A 15,623-nucleotide genomic window follows, 5' to 3' on the forward strand; every position below is an offset into this window, starting at 1 on the left:
CCATTAACAAGGAACCGATAGCATGAAATTACGCCACTCACTCTTACTGCTCCTCCCGTTATGTGCATTGCCGGCCCTGTCATTTGCTGCCGAAGGCGGTTGTGCGACCAAGGCGCAAAACATCCAGCAGCAGATTGATTACGCCACCCAACATGGTAATCATAACCGTATAGCCGGGCTGAAAAAGGCGCTGAGCGAAGTACAGGCGAACTGTACCGAAGCGAGCCTGCAGGCCGATCGCCAGAAAAAAATCGAAGAGAAACAAAGCAAGGTCGCCGAACGTCAGCAAGAGCTGAAAACAGCCCAGCAAACCGGCAACCTGGATAAAGTTGCCAAGAAGCAGAAAAAACTGACGGAAGCACAGGCCGAGCTTAAACAGGCCCAGGCGGAATAATTTTTTTACACCAGCGGATTTATCGCTGAGAGCCGCGTCATGCGGGATTTTTACTGCATATAGAATGAATGCTTAGTGATATCGGCTACTCATTCACCCTTTGCTCCGGCGAAAAAATCCGCTATGTTGAAAGTCTGTCGAAGTTAACGTTAAGGAATAATCACATGGCACATGATTCAAATGCAGAAAACTTACGCGCTGAACTTAAATCCTTAGCCGATACGCTGGAAGAAGTGCTGAACTCTTCCACCGATAAACCAAAAGCCGAACTGGAAAAGCTGCGCTCCAAAGCCGAAAGCGCATTGAAAGATACCCGCGTTCGCCTGAGCGACGCCGGGGACAAAATTGCTTCCCAGACCAAGCAAATCGCCGGCCAGGCGGATGATTACGTGCGTGATAATCCGTGGACAGGTATCGGTATCGGCGCTGCGGTTGGCGTAGTGCTGGGCGTTCTGTTAGCGCGCCGCTAATTATGGCAGAACAACCACAAGTTCGTGCACAGGGCCCCGCCAAAGGGGTCCTGGATGTCGGCCAGCGCATCATCACTATTTTGGTGAGTATGGTCGAAACGCGGGTGCGCCTGGCGGTTGTCGAGCTGGAAGAGGAGAAAGCCAACCTCATTCAGTTGCTGATCATGGCCGGTATGACCCTTTTATTCACCGCATTTGGCCTGATGAGCCTGCTGATCCTGATTTTCTGGGCCATTGACCCTATCTACCGCCTGATGGCGTTAGGCGCCACCACGGGCATCTTGCTGTTCCTGGCTATTTTCGGCGCCATCTGGACGCTGGTCAAAGCGCGCCGCTCCACCCTGTTGGGCGCTACACGCAAACAGTTGGAGATCGACCGTTCCGAGCTGGAGGGTGAAAAATGAATCGCCGTCGCTACCTGGAATGGAGAAAAGAGAAACTGATTCGGCAGATCCAGCAACAACGGCTGGATCTGGCCGAAAACAAAACCCTGTGGCTGGAAAAAACCGAGCGCATCGATCGCGGTTGGCAAACTCTTTTCGGTCTGCGCAAATACCTGGTCGTCGGCTCCAGCGTGATGGCGCTTTACGGTATCCGCCACCCAAGCAAACTGATTCGCTGGTCACGTCGCGCTTTTGGTGTCTTTGGCACTATCCGATTGATCCAGAAAACTTTTTCCACCAAATAACCCTACTGATTTCTTCAATTCTTCCGTCGTTATGCCCAGTTTTTCACAGAAATTTATTCTTTCTGTCGATGACGGCTGGGTAACTTTCTGATTCGCCATCATTTGTTAGCAGGCTACAGATTCAGTTTTTTTGAAAAAATACGACAGTTTTACTTGCTAACAACGGAATCACTTCCCGATTAACATTCACTCCATCAAACACGTAACGGGCAGGACAGGGTCAGAGACCCGGCATACCGCCCGCTAACAGCGGTAAACGCCAAGACTGGCGAACTAAAAATCACTTTGGAGTTGATGATGAAAAAATTAGAAGATACAGGTTTGCTGGTTGCTCGTATTCTGATGCCAATCCTGTTTATCGTGGCAGGTTACGGCAAAATGGGCGACGCCTATGCCGGCACCCAGCAGTATATGCAATCGATGGGCGTACCTGGCTTCTTGTTGCCGCTGACCATTTTGCTGGAGTTCGGTGGCGGCCTGGCGATTCTGTTCGGTTTCCTGACCCGCACCGTGGCGCTGTTCACTGCCGGTTTCACCCTTCTGACTGCGGTACTGTTCCATACTAACTTTGCGGAAGGCGTAAACCAGCTGATGTTCATGAAGAACCTGACCATCGCCGGTGGCTATATCGTACTGGCCGTTGCCGGCCCAGGCGGTTTCAGCATCGACCGTATTTTGAACAAAAAGTGGTAAGCTTCTAATACCGAATCAGGGGTCCGGCATGCCGGACCCTTCTGCTTTTTCACTCGGACACGAAGGAGATCATCATGGGACAACTCGTCGATGGCGTTTGGCAAGACATCTGGTATGACACATCATCTACCGGAGGCCGTTTCAAACGCTCAACCTCTCAGTTCCGCAACTGGGTGACTGCAGACGGCCAACCGGGCGAACACGGCACCGGAGGGTTTAAAGCGGAGAAAGACCGTTATCACCTGTACGTTTCACTCGCCTGTCCTTGGGCGCACCGCACGTTGCTGATGCGCAAACTGAAGGGGCTGGAGCAGATTATCCCGGTTTCCGTGGTGCATCCGCTGATGTTGGAAAACGGCTGGACCTTTGGCCAGGACTTCCCTGAAACGACCGGCGACAGCCTTTATCACTCAGACTTTCTCTATCAGCTTTACCTGCGCGCCGATGAACATTACACCGGCCGCGTGACGGTGCCGGTACTGTGGGACAAACAGCAGCAGACCATCGTCAGCAATGAATCTGCCGATATCATTCGCATGTTCAACAGTGCATTTGATGGCATCGGCGCTCGCGCGGGGGATTATTATCCCAACGACCTGCGCGGCAAAATCGATGAGCTGAACGGTTGGATTTATGACCAGGTGAATAACGGTGTCTACAAGGCCGGTTTCGCCACCAGTCAGGAAGCCTATGACGAAGCGGTGAATGCGCTGTTTGACGCACTGGCGCGGCTGGAGCAGATCCTGGGCCAACACCGTTACCTGACCGGCGATCGCCTGACCGAGGCCGACCTGCGTCTGTGGACCACGCTGGTGCGCTTCGATCCGGTGTATGTCACCCATTTTAAATGCGATAAACGCCGCATCAGCGATTATCTCAACCTGTACGGCTTCCTGCGCGACATCTACCAGATGCCAGGCATCGCCGAAACGGTTAGCCTACCGCACATCCGCAACCACTATTACCGTAGCCACACCACTCTCAATCCGCACGGCATTATTTCCATTGGGCCGGCGCAGGATCTGGACGAGCCGCACGGCCGCGACAAACGTTTCGGTTAGCCCATTTCCCCCTCTCTTTAACGGTCAGGGGGAACAATAAAACAGCCCGCCGTGCTTGCACCTGCGGGCCGTTGGCGATCAGGCGCTCAATAGCGGCACACAGTCCGGTTACTGCCGTTCCTGCTGGGCGAAGAGCCGTGGAATTTCGCGCAGGAACCAGGCTTTCGCCTCCCCCATGCTGTCGCGCCGCCAGGCCATGATGATATCGGCCTCACGGCTGTATTCCGGCCCCACCACCCTCAGCCGCCCTTCTTCAATGTCTTTTTCCACCATCGGGTAAGGCATGGTCGCCACGCCCAGGCCGGCCAGCAGCGCCAGGCGCTTGTCGCCAATGGTGCTGACCGTCAGGCGTTGCTGTTTATCCAACAACTGCACGGTCAATACCGGCCGTTCACGGGCTGTATCCGCCACCGCAATGCCGCGGTATTTCACGCGAGTCAGTTCGGACAAGGGTTCCGGCTCCAGATGAATGGGGTGATCCGGCGCGGCGACGTAAACGCTCATCACCTTGTACAGCTTGCGGGTGTTGATCTCCGAGGAAGCACGGAAATGCATGTCCGGAGCGATGACGATATCGGCTCGCCCTTGCTCCAGCCGCTCCCAGGCACCGGCCAGCACTTCGGTAAAAATCGATACCTGGGTATTGGCCTTCAGCGCCAGCTTGTCGACCAGCGGAAACAGTTTGCTCGCCGGCGACAGCGCTTCGCTGACGATGGTCAGGTGAGTTTCCCAACCGCGCGCCAGCGCTTCGGCATCCGTAGTCAGCTTGTCGGCAGCCTCCAGCAACACCCGCCCGCGCTCCAGCAGCATGCGCCCAACGTTGGTGAACTTGGTGCGGTGGCCGGAGCGATCGAACAGCACCACGTCCAATTCTTCTTCCAATTTTTGCATGGTGTAGCTGAGCGCCGAGGGCACCCGCCCCAGTTCATCGGCTGCCGCAGCAAAGCTGCCACGTCGGTCGATCGCATCCATAACCCTTAACGCTTCAAGCGTTAACGCCCGATCTCTGGCCATCGAATCTCTCTGTCAGGAAATTTGAATATGCCGACCAGATTAACTGGCTAACAATCCGGCGTCCAGATGCTTACCATTTGGATAATGAATTTAGAGAGCCGATTGCCATGATTACATGCAGAACAGCACAACAATGCGGGCAAGCTGACTTTGGTTGGCTGCAGGCTCGCTACACCTTTTCTTTTGGACATTATTTCGATCCCAAACTGATGGGCTACGCCTCGTTGCGGGTGCTGAACCAGGAGGTGCTGGCACCGGGTGCGTCATTCCAGCCACGCACCTATCCCAGCGTGGATATCCTGAATCTGATCTTGCAGGGGGAAGCCGAATACCGCGACAACGACGGCAATACCGTGCGCGCCAAGGCCGGTGAAGCCTTGTTGTTGGCCACGCAGCCAGGGCTGAGTTACAGCGAACAGAACGTCAGCAGCGATACGCCGCTGACCCGTCTGCAGCTGTGGCTGGATGCCTGCCCGGACCGCAACAACGATCGAGTACAGCGTCTGACGCTGCCGGATAACGGCTCGACGCTGCTGGCGTCACCGGACGGCGCCCAGGGCAGCCTGCAACTGCGCCAGCAGGTGTGGATCCATCATCTGGATTTACAGCCGGGCGAACAGCAGACGTTTGCGCTGAACGGGCAACGGGCTTACCTGCAGTCGATCCACGGCACCATCGAAGCCAATGGCGATCGTAACGAAGGCCAACGCTTGACCTGCGGCGACGGGGCTTTTATCCATGAAGAGAACCGCCTGACGATCCGCGCCGAAACGCCGCTGCGCGCGCTGCTGATTGATTTACCGGTGTGAATCAAGCGGGTGCAACATGTCGAACTCGATGAATACCAATGGAAAAAACCCCGCGTAACTTGCGTCACGCGGGGTTTTCTTTATAGAGGGAGTTGACCGGTAAGCCGGGTTCTGTCGTGGACAGTCATTCCTCTAGGCCAGCAATCGCTCACTGGCTCAAGCAGCCTACCCGGGTTCAGTACGGGCCGTACCATGTGAACCCCTATTTGGCCTTGCTCCGGGTGGAGTTTACCGTGCCACGAACTGTTGCCAGCCGCGCGGTGCGCTCTTACCGCACCCTTTCACCCTTACCTGATCCCGCTTGCGCGGGCCATCGGCGGTTTGCTCTCTGTTGCACTAGTCGTAGGCTTGCGCCTCCCAGGCGTTACCTGGCACCCTGCCCTATGGAGCCCGGACTTTCCTCCCCTCCACCTGTCTCCCCCGAAAGGGACGGCAGTGAAGCGGCGACTGTCTGGTCAACTCCGGCGCGGATAGTAGCGTCGCGCTCACGGCAGGTCAACCGCTTTACTGTTCTTGTTGCTCTAACGCGTGTTTATACAACGCATTTTTCTTCACGCCGTGGATTTCCGCCGCCAACGCCGCCGCCTTTTTCAGCGGCAATTCTTTTTGCAGCAACGCCAGCGTGCGCAGCGCCTCCAGCGGCAATGCGTCATCCTGCGCCTTATGGCCTTCGACGATCAGCACCATTTCGCCACGGCGACGCACTTCGTCTTCCTGTACCCAGGCCAGCAGCTCACCCACCGGCGCACCCGTGATGGACTCCCAGGTTTTGGTGAGCTCACGCGCCAGCACGACATAGCGCTGCGGCCCCCACACGGTGACCATGTCCTGCAAACTTTCCAGCAAACGGTGGGTGGATTCGTAGAAAATCAACGTGCGCGGTTCCTCTGCCAGCGCCATCAGCGTATCCTTACGCCCCTTGGTTTTCGCCGGCAGGAACCCTTCGTAACAGAAGCGGTCTGAAGCAACGCCGGCGGCACACAGTGCGGTGGTTGCCGCACAGGCTCCCGGCAGCGGTACCACGCGAATGCCGGCTTCGCGGCAGCGGCGCACCAGGTGATAACCGGGATCGTTGATCAACGGGGTGCCGGCGTCGGAAACCAGCGCAATGCTCTGGCCTTCCTGCAGTTTCGCCAGCAGTTGGTCGGCCTTTTGCTGTTCGTTATGGTCATGCAGCGCAAACAGCCGCGCGCTAATCGCAAAGTGTTGCAACAGCAACCCGGTGTGGCGCGTGTCCTCGGCCGCAATCAGATCAACGCTTTTCAGTACCTCTAACGCACGGTGGGTAATATCCCCCAAATTACCGATGGGAGTGGGCACCACATACAGCGTTGATGCAGAAATGACTGATTGTTGGTGTTGATTCATTGTTTCATCCGGGTTGCCGATTTAATATTGAGCATCTTGAAAAAAACATCACTGGATACAGTATGCTTTCCTCAACATTCGTTCGTACCAAAGCAGGGCGTTCAAAGCCTGTCCGACTTACCGCAGTGATCGCGGCAGCCCTGTTCCTTGCAGGCTGTCCTAGTCAGGCCCCGCAGACGCCGCCCGCCAATATACAGGACGAAGCGAGCGCCAGCTCCGATTACTATCTGAAGCAGCTGCAACAAAGCAGCGATGATAACAAGGCTGACTGGCAATTACTTGCTATTCGCGCGCTGTTACGTGAAGGAAAACTGCCGCAGGCCGGTGAACAACTGAACCAACTGCCGAAAAACCTCAGCAGCGTTCAGCAGGTTGAACGCCAGTTGCTGACCGCAGAACTGCAGGTGGCTAACAAAAGCTATGTGAGCGCCCGCAGCACGCTGGGCCATCTGGATAGCGGTTCACTGTCAGCCAACCAATTGGTGCGCTTCTACCAGGCGCAGATCGCCGCCAATCAAGGTAAACCCTCTCTGCCGCTGATCCGCGCCTACGTTGCGCAGGAACCGCTGCTGACCGGCAAGGCTCATCAAACCAATCTGGATCAAACCTGGCAGGCACTGCTGCAGTTGACGCCGCAGGACATGAACAGTCTGGTGATCAACGCCAATGAAAACGTGCTGCAAGGCTGGCTGGATCTGCTGCGTGTCTATCAGGACAACAAGCAGGATCCCGATCTGCTGAAGGCCGGCATCAAGGACTGGCAAAACCGTTACCCGCAGAACCCGGCGGCGAAAACGTTGCCGACGCAGCTGAACCAGGTGCTGAACTTTACCCAGGCTTCCACCTCCAAAATCGCCCTGCTGCTGCCGCTGAACGGCCAGGCAAAAGTGTTCGCCGATGCGATCCAACAAGGTTTTGAAGCGGCGAAAAACGGCGTGGCCGCACCGGCGCAGGTACAGCAACAGCAGCAGCCTGCCAACAATCCCGTTCAGGCAGCAGCCCCTGCGGACGCCAATGCCAACGGTGCGGTAAGCACCTCGGCGCCGTCTGCGGATGCCGCGCCCGTGACCGCGGCTCAGCCTTCTACAGCGTCCAATGCGCAGATTACGCCGCCGCAGGCCACCAATGCGCAAATTAAAGTGTATGATACCACCAGCCAACCGCTGGCCGCGCTACTGACACAGGCACAGCAAGACGGCGCAACGCTGGTGGTGGGTCCGCTGCTGAAAGAGAACGTCGATCAACTGTCCGGCAGCAATACCACGCTGAACGTGCTGGCGCTCAATCAGCCGGAAACGCCGAAAGACAATCCGAACATTTGTTACTTCGCCCTGTCGCCGGAAGACGAAGCGCGCGACGCTGCCCGCCACATTTGGGAACAACAAAAGCGCCAGCCGCTGCTGCTGATCCCGCGCGGTTCGTTCGGCGATCGCGTTGCCAAAGCCTTTAACCAGGAATGGCAAAAACTGGGCGGCCAGACCGTGCTGCAACAAGGTATCGGCTCTGCCGGCGAACTGCGTCAGGCGGTGAACAGCGGCGGCATCCGCATGAGCGGCACGCCGATTTCCGCTGCACCGGCTCCGCAGGCCGTGACCATTGCCGGGCTGACCATTCCGGCGCCGCCAAGCGATGTGCCTGCCGAATCCGGCGGCAACGTGGATGCAGTCTACATCGTGGCGACCCAGTCCCAGCTGACACTGATCAAACCGATGATCGACATGGCCACCACCTCGCGCAGCAAACCGGCCATGTACGCCAGCTCGCGTAGCTACCAGGCCGGTGCAGGCCCTGACTTCCGTCTGGAAATGGAAGGCCTGCAGTTCAGCGATATCCCGTTGCTGGCCGGCGCCAACCCGCAGCTGTTGCAGCAGGCGAGCAGCCGGTTCCGCAACGACTATTCGCTGGTGCGTCTGTACGCCATGGGGATGGATGCCTGGACATTGGCCAATCACTTTGCTGAAATGCGCCAGTTGCCCGGCTTCCAGGTCTCCGGCACCACCGGCATGCTGACCGCTTCACCAAGCTGCGTGATCAACAGGAAACTGCCTTGGCTGCAATACCGTCAGGGAATGGTGGTTCCCGTCTCTTGAGTCAACGCGCCAAGGGGGCGGGCTATGAGTTACAGGCCCGCCGCTATCTGGAACGCGCCGGGCTCACCTTCTTCGCCGCCAACGTTACGCTGCGCGGCGGTGAGCTCGATCTCATCATGCGCGATGGTCAAACCTGGGTGTTTGTTGAAGTCCGCTACCGCCGCAGCGACGCCTTTGGCGGTGCGGCCGCCAGCGTGACTTACCGTAAACAGCAGCGGTTGCTGCATGCCGCCGCCGTTTGGTTGGCGGGGCGCGGAGCCAGTTTTGACACATCGTCTTGCCGTTTTGATGTTTTGGCCATCACCGGTAGCCAGTTAGAATGGATACCCAACGCCTTCAATGCGGATTAATCATGGTTTACCGGTGCAGACCGGCCCTTTGACTTAGTGGATTAATACAACGTGCTGGATAGAATTAAAGCCTGTTTTACCGAAAGCATCCAAACCCAGATTGCGGCGGCGGAAGCCTTGCCCGACGCCATCTCGCGTGCGGCAATGACGCTGGTTCAATCCTTACTTAACGGTAATAAAATTCTGTGCTGCGGCAACGGTACCTCGGCGGCCAACGCGCAGCATTTCGCCGCCAGCATGATCAACCGCTTTGAAACCGAGCGCCCAAGCCTGCCGGCCATTGCGCTGAATGCCGATAACGTGGTGCTGACGGCGATCACCAACGACCGTCTGCACGATGAGGTTTATGCCAAGCAGGTGCGCGCTCTCGGCCATGCCGGCGACGTCTTGCTGGCAATTTCCACCCGCGGCAACAGCCGTGATATTGTGAAAGCGGTCGAAGCCGCAGTGACGCGTGACATGACGATTGTCGCACTCACCGGTTACGACGGCGGGGAGTTGGCCGGTTTGCTCGGTCAACAGGATGTCGAGATCCGTATCCCATCGCATCGCAGTGCTCGTATTCAGGAAATGCATATGCTCACAGTAAATTGCCTATGCGACCTGATAGATAGTACGTTGTTTCCCCACCAGGACGAATAAGGAACTGAGATGAAGCTGAAAGCCACATTTGCAGTGCTGTCCAGCGCCCTGCTGTTACAAGGCTGTATCGCCGGCGTTGTCGTCGGCAGTGCGGCTGTCGCCACCAAGAGCGCCACCGACCCACGCAGCGTAGGCACTCAGGTAGACGACGGCACGCTGGAAGCCCGGGTTGAAAACGCCCTGAGTAAAGATCAACAGTTGAAGAAAGACGCCCGGGTGGTTGCTACCGCCTATCAGGGTAAAGTATTGCTGACCGGCCAGTCGCCGAGCACCGACCTCGCCGCCCGCGCCAAGCAAATAGCGATGGGCGTCGAAGGCACGGCCGAAGTGTATAACGAGATCCGCCAAGGGACGCCAATCAGCCTCGGCACTGCGTCCTCCGATACCTGGATCACCACCAAGGTCCGCTCGCAGTTGCTCACCAGCGACACGGTGAAATCATCCAATGTGAAGGTCACTACCGAAAACGGTGAGGTATTCCTGCTGGGCCTGGTCACACAACAAGAAGCGCAGTCGGCCGCGCAGATCGCCAGCCAGGTGAGCGGCGTGAAACACGTCACCACCGCCTTTACCTTCGTGAAATAACCCGCTGCGCCGGGGTAGGCCTGATGCCTTTATCCCGGCGCGCTAATCCAGATTATTTTCTTTCAGAAAGCCTTCCCCACCCAACTGCCGCATCTGGCGCATAATCCACTGCTGCCGTTGAATCACATAGCCGGAAGGCGCACTGGCTTTAAAACGATGCGGGTTTGGCAACACCGCCGCCAGCAGCGCCGCTTCAGAAGCGGTCAGGCGTTTAGCCGGTTTATTGAAAAAGCGCTGCGACGCCTCTTCCACGCCGAATACCCCATCGCCAAATTCAACGATATTCAGGTAAACCGTCAGGATCCGCCGCTTGGTCCACACCAGTTCGATCCCCGAGGTCAGCCCGGCCTCCAGCCCCTTGCGCAGCCAACTGCGGCCATCCCACAAAAACAGGTTCTTCGCCGTTTGCTGCGACAGCGTGGAGGCGCCGCGGATGCGTGTGGGGCGACGTTCGTTGTGGCTGAGCGCCTTTTCGATCGCCGCCACGTCGAATCCCCAGTGTTCAGGGAACTTCTGGTCCTCCGCCGCCATGACCGCCAGCGCCATCTGCGGAGAAATATCGTCCATCGATACCCAGTCGGAGTGCGCCACATAGCCAAAATCACCGCTCAGCCAGGCACCGAACTGCCGCTCCACCATCACCGCAGAAAAAGGCACCGGCAAGAAAGCAAAAACGGCTATCCCAAGCCCCCACAGGCCGACCAGGGCAATTATTCCGCGTTTCAGCCAAAACCAGGGCCGGGAAAAAATCGATTTGCCCGCGGACTTTCTCATTCAACCAAATCCAGCACCCGTGAAACCAGCTTATCAATCCCGTCGGCCGCCTCGCCGATAGATTTCGCCAACATGTAGGCTGGCGTGGTCACCACTTTGTTTTCAATATCCACCACGATGTCATCAACCGGGCAAATAACCGGCTCGCCGCCCATGGCATCAATCACTTCACCCAGGTCCGGATCGTTGCCAATGGTCAGCCGCACTTGTTGATCCAGCAGCTTCGGCAGCAGTGCGGGGGCAATGCACATAAAACCAATTGGTTTATTTGCCTTATACATTTGTTGCGTTAACTTAGCTAAATCTTTATCAATCCAGCATTCTGCCCCTTCACTGGCGAAGCTGCTGAGGTTCTTCGCCGCACCAAATCCACCGGGTACAATCAGCGCATCCAACTGGCCGGCATCGGCCTGTGAAAGCGGCCGAATGTTCCCTCTGGCGATACGCGCAGACTCGACCAAAACATTGCGTTCTTCCGGCATCTCATCGCCAGTTAAGTGATTAATAACATGAAGTTGAGATTTATCCGGTGCAAAGCACACCGCCTGTGCCCCCGCCCGGTCCAACGCAAGCAGCGTCAGGACGGCTTCATGGATCTCCGCACCGTCATAAACTCCGCAGCCGCTCAGCACAACGCCAACGTTTTTCATCACCCTTACTCCTTATGAGACTGTCAACTGGTTAGTGCTCGGAGTTAACAAACACTAATCTACATCACACATTTTAATGAATCTTCTAACAAGAGCGCTTACATTTGCTATGTTGTTGGCTGTATGATGTTTAGGAATTCTCTACAACCTGCTCGACCAGAACACTGAATACCAATACGCAGGTTCACAATTTCCCTGGTGTTGGCGCAATATTCGCGCACCCCGGCCTAGGTCGGGGTCATTTTTTTTCAGCGTTCGCAACCCACTCGCGCAGTACCTGTACGTCGTTGCGCCATTCCTGCTTGAGCTCATCAACCCAGTCCTGCACGTTATCCCACCACGCCGGCAACGTCGGGGTCTGAATCTGTTGCGCCAGTAACTGCAAATGACGCAGGCCAACCGACCCGCAAGCGCCCTTGATTTTATGCCCTTCTTCGGTGATGCCTTTCTGGTCACGCGCCGTCATATTGGACTCCAGCACCGCCAGATAGCCCGGCATCATCTGCTCAAACATCTCCAGGCTCTGATGAATCAGTTGCGGCCCCACCAGGTCCATGTACTGTTCCAGCATTGTGGTATCCAGTAACGACTCATTAATCTGCATCGCCTTTTGCTCCGTTTTCTTTGTGGTGTGAGAGGGTTGATGATCCCAGTAATGTTTAATGACCTTGGTCAACGCCGGTACAGAAAGCGGCTTGCTCAGCACATCGTCCATACCCGCGTCGAGATACTCTTTTTTGTCTTTCAGCACGTTGGCGGTCAAGGCAACCAGCGGCGGCAGCGTTTGCCCGGCATAACGCTCGCGCAGCACCCGGGCGATATCCAGCCCGGTCATGTCCGGCAGTTGGATATCCAGCAGCACCAGATCAAACTCGTCCGGATCGAACATCGCCAGCGCGTCGGTGCCGTTCATCGCCACTTCCACGCTATTGCCGAGCTTCTCCAACACCGAGCGCGCCACAATCACGTTCAGTTCGATATCCTCCACCAGCAGGATATGCAGCGCCGGCAACGGCAGATCCTCCTCGGCACGCGTCTCACTTTCCGCCTCCTGCACCGCCGGCGCATTGATGGTCAAGGTGAAGCAAGAACCGTGCCCCTGTACGCTGCTGACGGTGATATCGCCGCCCATGCTCTGCGCCAGGCGCTTGGAAACAGCCAACCCGATGCCGGTGCCGGTCGCCGGGCGGCCGCCGTGCTGATCTTTCACCTGATAATACATGGCGAAGATCTTGTCCTGTTCGTCCTGCGGAATACCCATTCCGGAATCTTCCACCTCAAACACCAGTCGATCCTGCTCTTCACGCCGCACACGCACCACAATCTGCCCGTGCGGAGTAAACTTCACCGCATTGCCGATCAGGTTCCACAGGATCTGCCGCAGGCGGGTGCCGTCGGTGATGATTTGCTGCGGCAGCGGCGATTGCGGCTCCATCACGAACTGCAGGCCTTTTGGCTGCGCCAGCAGGCCGGAGAGGTTTTCCAGATCCGCCAGGAAGCCGGTAAAATCCACCGGCTGGTTGTCGAGTTGCACTTTCCGCCGCTCGAGCTTATCCATCTCAATGATGTCATTGAAGATATTGCCCAGCGTGATGGCGCTGACATGGATGGTCTTCAGGTATTTCAGTTGCTCATCGTTCAAATCGGTATCGAGCAGAATGCGGCTCAGCCCGACGATGCCGTTAAGCGGCGTACGAAGCTCGTGGCTGATCGTTGAGATGAAGGTGGTCTTGTCCCTGCTGGCGTTCTCCAGCGCGTCCTGGTAGCGCTTACGCTCGGTTATATCGCGGCCAAAGCCCATCAGCCCGTGACGTTTGCCCACGCGATCGTAAAACGGCACCTTGCGCAGCTCAAAACAGGCCTTGCGCCCGTCCGGGTAAACCAGCCACTGTTCGTAGGTCAGGGAGACGTTATGGCGAAAGACCTTCTCGTCGGTTTCTATCACCTTTTCGGCGATTTCCTGGCTGTAGACGTCAAACGGCGTCAGGCCGATCAGCTGCTTTTCGCTTTTGCCGGTCAGCAGTTCCATCGCCCGGTTACAGCCGGAGAATTCTTTGTCTTCGTTGCGGTAATACACCAGATCGGGGGAAGCATCGAGGAACGAACGCAACAGCGCCGATTGCTGGCCCAGCTCAATCTGCGCCAATTCGCGCTGCTCCATCTCTTCCGTCAGCTTGTCCATCACCTGCTGGCGATCTTGCTCCGCCTTGATACGGTCGGCGATTTCCTGATTCAACTGGCTGATGTTGTCTTTAAGCTGCTGGTTCAGCTCCAGATCGCGGTGGCGCATTTCTTCCAGTTTATCAACCAGCCGCGCCAGGCGCTGGCGAGATTCTTCCAGTTGCTCGACCACCACCGACAGAAAATACACCGCCCAGGGCGTGATCAGCAGGCCGAAGAAGATCGAACGCACCACGTCGATGCTTTCCACCTCGCCGCGCAGCAGCATGGTCACCGCCATCTGCACCACCATCGCCAGTACCACCAGCGCCGAAGCCAGCAGCAGCGAAAAGCGCACCAGCCCCAGTTTCACCATTAAATCAACGTAGTACTGGGCTAATACCCGGATTTGCTTCATAGCGGCTCCCATAAGACAGAATCGGTTAAATCATACCGTAAAACCTCGGTGAGATAAGGAAGCAAACACCGAAGTGTGGGAAAGTTTGCAAATCAAAACAGCGATCAAGGGCGATATTGCCGCTTTTCATCCAATCCGCTGCCCTGTCCGCCATAACGCTGCAGGTAGCCGCCGACCGCCTGCATGCCGTTCCAGCGGTTTTCGCACCATAATGGTGCCAACAGCGTCGGCCGACGGGCGCTGGCGGAGATGCGATGATAGACAATCTCTTTCGGCGTATGGCGGATCATCTCCCCGGCACTGGCGGCGTACTCCTCCAGCGCCAATTCAGGCATGCGCCCTGCCTGCCAGGCCCGCGCCAAGGTGCTGCCGGTAACGATATGCAGCGGGTGCAGCTTGATGCCGTCCACGCCGCTGTCCACCACCTGCCGCAGCGTAGCCAGATGATCGGCCGAGCTTTCCCCCGGCAGCCCGACGATCAGGTGGCTGCATACCTTCAGCCCACGTTCGCGTGCCAATCGGGCGGTATGCTGGTAACAGGAGAAATTGTGGCCGCGATTAATGCGCTTCAGCGTTTTATCGTGCGCAGTCTGCAAGCCCAGCTCGAGCCAAACCTCATAACCTTGTTCAAGGTAGCCCGCCAGCAAATCAAGCGCGGCGGGCGGCACGCAGTCCGGCCGCGTGCCAACGCAGATCCCGACCATATCGGCCTGCGCCAGCGCCTGCCGATACATGTCCGCCAGCAGGCTCACTTCTGCATAAGTACTGGTATAGGCCTGAAAGTAGGCCAGGTAACGTTTTGCGCGGTTGACCCTGCCGGCCTGCACCCTCAGCTGTTCGGCAATGCTCTGGCGCTGCATCTGTTCGTCGGCAAAAGAGGCTACGTTGCAGAAGGTACAACCGCCACGGCCAAGGGTACCGTCGCGATTTGGGCAGCTAAAACCGCCGTGCAGCGTGAGTTTATGAATCTTTTCGCCGTGCCGACGCTGGAGATCGGCGCCAAACATATTGACTAATTGCGGCAACTGCATAATCTTGGCTTTCTCTGTACTCAAAGCCCGTGATGCTAATAAGAAACGGCTTTTCCCGCGATGACAGAGATCAACGCTTTCCCTTCAAGGCTTCACCAGGCATAACTATTCATTATAAATGCAAATAAAATCACCCGAGCCAAGATGAATTTTTCTTATTCTCCCCTAACCGTTAACGCCTGTATGACAAAGCGATTAAAAATAGTTACAAATAACAAGAAAGCATAACTTAATAGAATAAAATTCTGACATTCCCGCCCGCACTAGCATGGTGCAGAGATTCAGAGGTTGCACTATAGTGAGACAGCTCACATTTCCTCGAGCCCTGACGCTCCTCATCACCACCGTAAATTCATGTAAAAATATTTATTTTTCAAAAAGATAACCCACAATAATTCAATAAAAAACGCTCTTAAGCCTATATTT

At 56.5% G+C, this 15,623-nt stretch carries 17 protein-coding genes and 1 other RNA gene; 11 read left to right on the top strand and 7 right to left on the bottom strand.

Annotated features, from left to right (window positions below; all coding sequences use genetic code 11):
- Positions 1-22 precede the first annotated feature (22 nt).
- The 6 genes from ACUTQW_RS21715 (at position 23) to ACUTQW_RS21740 (ending at position 3,306) form a co-directional block, all read left to right on the top strand.
- Positions 23-394, top strand: coding sequence for a DUF1090 domain-containing protein (locus ACUTQW_RS21715; protein ID WP_198640476.1), 372 nt, complete (start codon positions 23-25; stop codon positions 392-394).
- 164 nt (positions 395-558) lie between these two features.
- Positions 559-864, top strand: a complete 306-nt coding sequence (locus ACUTQW_RS21720; RefSeq protein WP_004948431.1) for a DUF883 family protein — start codon at positions 559-561, stop codon at positions 862-864.
- A gap of 2 nt (positions 865-866) precedes the next feature.
- Positions 867-1,268 carry a phage holin family protein gene (locus tag ACUTQW_RS21725; RefSeq protein ID WP_006328230.1) on the top strand — a complete coding sequence of 134 codons (402 nt, stop codon included), beginning with the start codon at positions 867-869 and terminating at the stop codon, positions 1,266-1,268.
- Complete coding sequence (locus ACUTQW_RS21730) at positions 1,265-1,552, top strand: YqjK-like family protein (protein ID WP_006328231.1); 288 nt, start codon at positions 1,265-1,267, stop codon at positions 1,550-1,552. The genes ACUTQW_RS21725 and ACUTQW_RS21730 overlap by 4 nt, the downstream gene beginning before the upstream one ends.
- 297 nt (positions 1,553-1,849) lie before the next feature.
- Positions 1,850-2,245, top strand: coding sequence for a DoxX family protein (locus tag ACUTQW_RS21735; protein WP_006328232.1), 396 nt, complete (start codon positions 1,850-1,852; stop codon positions 2,243-2,245).
- A gap of 74 nt (positions 2,246-2,319) precedes the next feature.
- Positions 2,320-3,306, top strand: a complete 987-nt coding sequence (locus tag ACUTQW_RS21740) for a glutathione S-transferase family protein (protein ID WP_006328233.1) — start codon at positions 2,320-2,322, stop codon at positions 3,304-3,306.
- A gap of 108 nt (positions 3,307-3,414) precedes the next feature.
- Here ACUTQW_RS21740 and ACUTQW_RS21745 read toward each other — a convergent pair whose 3' ends face one another.
- Entirely contained in the window at positions 3,415-4,320 is a 906-nt protein-coding gene (locus tag ACUTQW_RS21745) for a LysR family transcriptional regulator (protein WP_004948447.1), read from the bottom strand.
- 107 nt (positions 4,321-4,427) lie between these two features.
- Between ACUTQW_RS21745 and ACUTQW_RS21750 the strand changes: the two genes are divergently transcribed.
- The gene (locus ACUTQW_RS21750) at positions 4,428-5,129 is read left to right on the top strand and encodes a pirin family protein (RefSeq protein ID WP_006328234.1); all 702 of its coding nucleotides are present in this window, start codon (positions 4,428-4,430) and stop codon (positions 5,127-5,129) included.
- Positions 5,130-5,213: 84 nt separating this feature from the next.
- On the opposite strand, the gene rnpB is transcribed toward ACUTQW_RS21750, so the two are convergent.
- Together rnpB and rsmI are read right to left on the bottom strand one after the other, a co-directional pair.
- Positions 5,214-5,592: RNase P RNA component class A (gene rnpB / locus ACUTQW_RS21755), an RNA gene on the bottom strand.
- A 41-nt stretch (positions 5,593-5,633) separates the two neighbouring features.
- The gene (gene rsmI, locus ACUTQW_RS21760; protein ID WP_004948453.1) at positions 5,634-6,497 is read right to left on the bottom strand and encodes a 16S rRNA (cytidine(1402)-2'-O)-methyltransferase; all 864 of its coding nucleotides are present in this window, start codon (positions 6,495-6,497) and stop codon (positions 5,634-5,636) included.
- Between the two features lie 62 nt (positions 6,498-6,559).
- On the opposite strand from rsmI, the gene ACUTQW_RS21765 reads away from it, so the two are divergent.
- Genes ACUTQW_RS21765 through dolP form a run of 4 tightly spaced genes read left to right on the top strand, consistent with a single transcriptional unit; the run spans position 6,560 to position 10,164 of the window.
- Complete coding sequence (locus tag ACUTQW_RS21765; RefSeq protein WP_006328235.1) at positions 6,560-8,587, top strand: penicillin-binding protein activator; 2,028 nt, start codon at positions 6,560-6,562, stop codon at positions 8,585-8,587.
- Entirely contained in the window at positions 8,584-8,937 is a 354-nt protein-coding gene (locus tag ACUTQW_RS21770; protein WP_004948459.1) for a YraN family protein, read from the top strand. The genes ACUTQW_RS21765 and ACUTQW_RS21770 overlap by 4 nt, the downstream gene beginning before the upstream one ends.
- Positions 8,938-8,988: 51 nt before the next feature.
- A complete protein-coding gene (diaA, locus tag ACUTQW_RS21775; RefSeq protein WP_004948462.1) occupies positions 8,989-9,579 on the top strand; it encodes a DnaA initiator-associating protein DiaA in 591 nt (196 codons plus the stop codon).
- Between the two features lie 9 nt (positions 9,580-9,588).
- Entirely contained in the window at positions 9,589-10,164 is a 576-nt protein-coding gene (gene dolP / locus ACUTQW_RS21780) for a division/outer membrane stress-associated lipid-binding lipoprotein (protein ID WP_004948464.1), read from the top strand.
- A gap of 42 nt (positions 10,165-10,206) precedes the next feature.
- Here the strand turns inward: dolP and mtgA are convergent, their stop codons facing one another.
- The 4 genes from mtgA to ACUTQW_RS21800 all read right to left on the bottom strand — a co-directional run bounded on the left by mtgA (position 10,207) and on the right by ACUTQW_RS21800 (position 15,197).
- The gene (mtgA, locus tag ACUTQW_RS21785) at positions 10,207-10,938 is read right to left on the bottom strand and encodes a monofunctional biosynthetic peptidoglycan transglycosylase (RefSeq protein ID WP_006328238.1); all 732 of its coding nucleotides are present in this window, start codon (positions 10,936-10,938) and stop codon (positions 10,207-10,209) included.
- Positions 10,935-11,588 carry an isoprenoid biosynthesis glyoxalase ElbB gene (elbB, locus tag ACUTQW_RS21790; protein WP_006328246.1) on the bottom strand — a complete coding sequence of 218 codons (654 nt, stop codon included), beginning with the start codon at positions 11,586-11,588 and terminating at the stop codon, positions 10,935-10,937. The genes mtgA and elbB overlap by 4 nt, the downstream gene beginning before the upstream one ends.
- A 238-nt stretch (positions 11,589-11,826) precedes the next feature.
- A complete protein-coding gene (gene arcB / locus ACUTQW_RS21795) occupies positions 11,827-14,166 on the bottom strand; it encodes an aerobic respiration two-component sensor histidine kinase ArcB (RefSeq protein WP_006328248.1) in 2,340 nt (779 codons plus the stop codon).
- Between the two features lie 104 nt (positions 14,167-14,270).
- On the bottom strand, positions 14,271-15,197 hold the full coding sequence (locus ACUTQW_RS21800) for a TIGR01212 family radical SAM protein (protein WP_006328250.1): 927 nt from the start codon (positions 15,195-15,197) through the stop codon (positions 14,271-14,273).
- Positions 15,198-15,623: the final 426 nt, after the last annotated feature.

The organism is Serratia sp. TSA_7, from assembly GCF_052692135.1.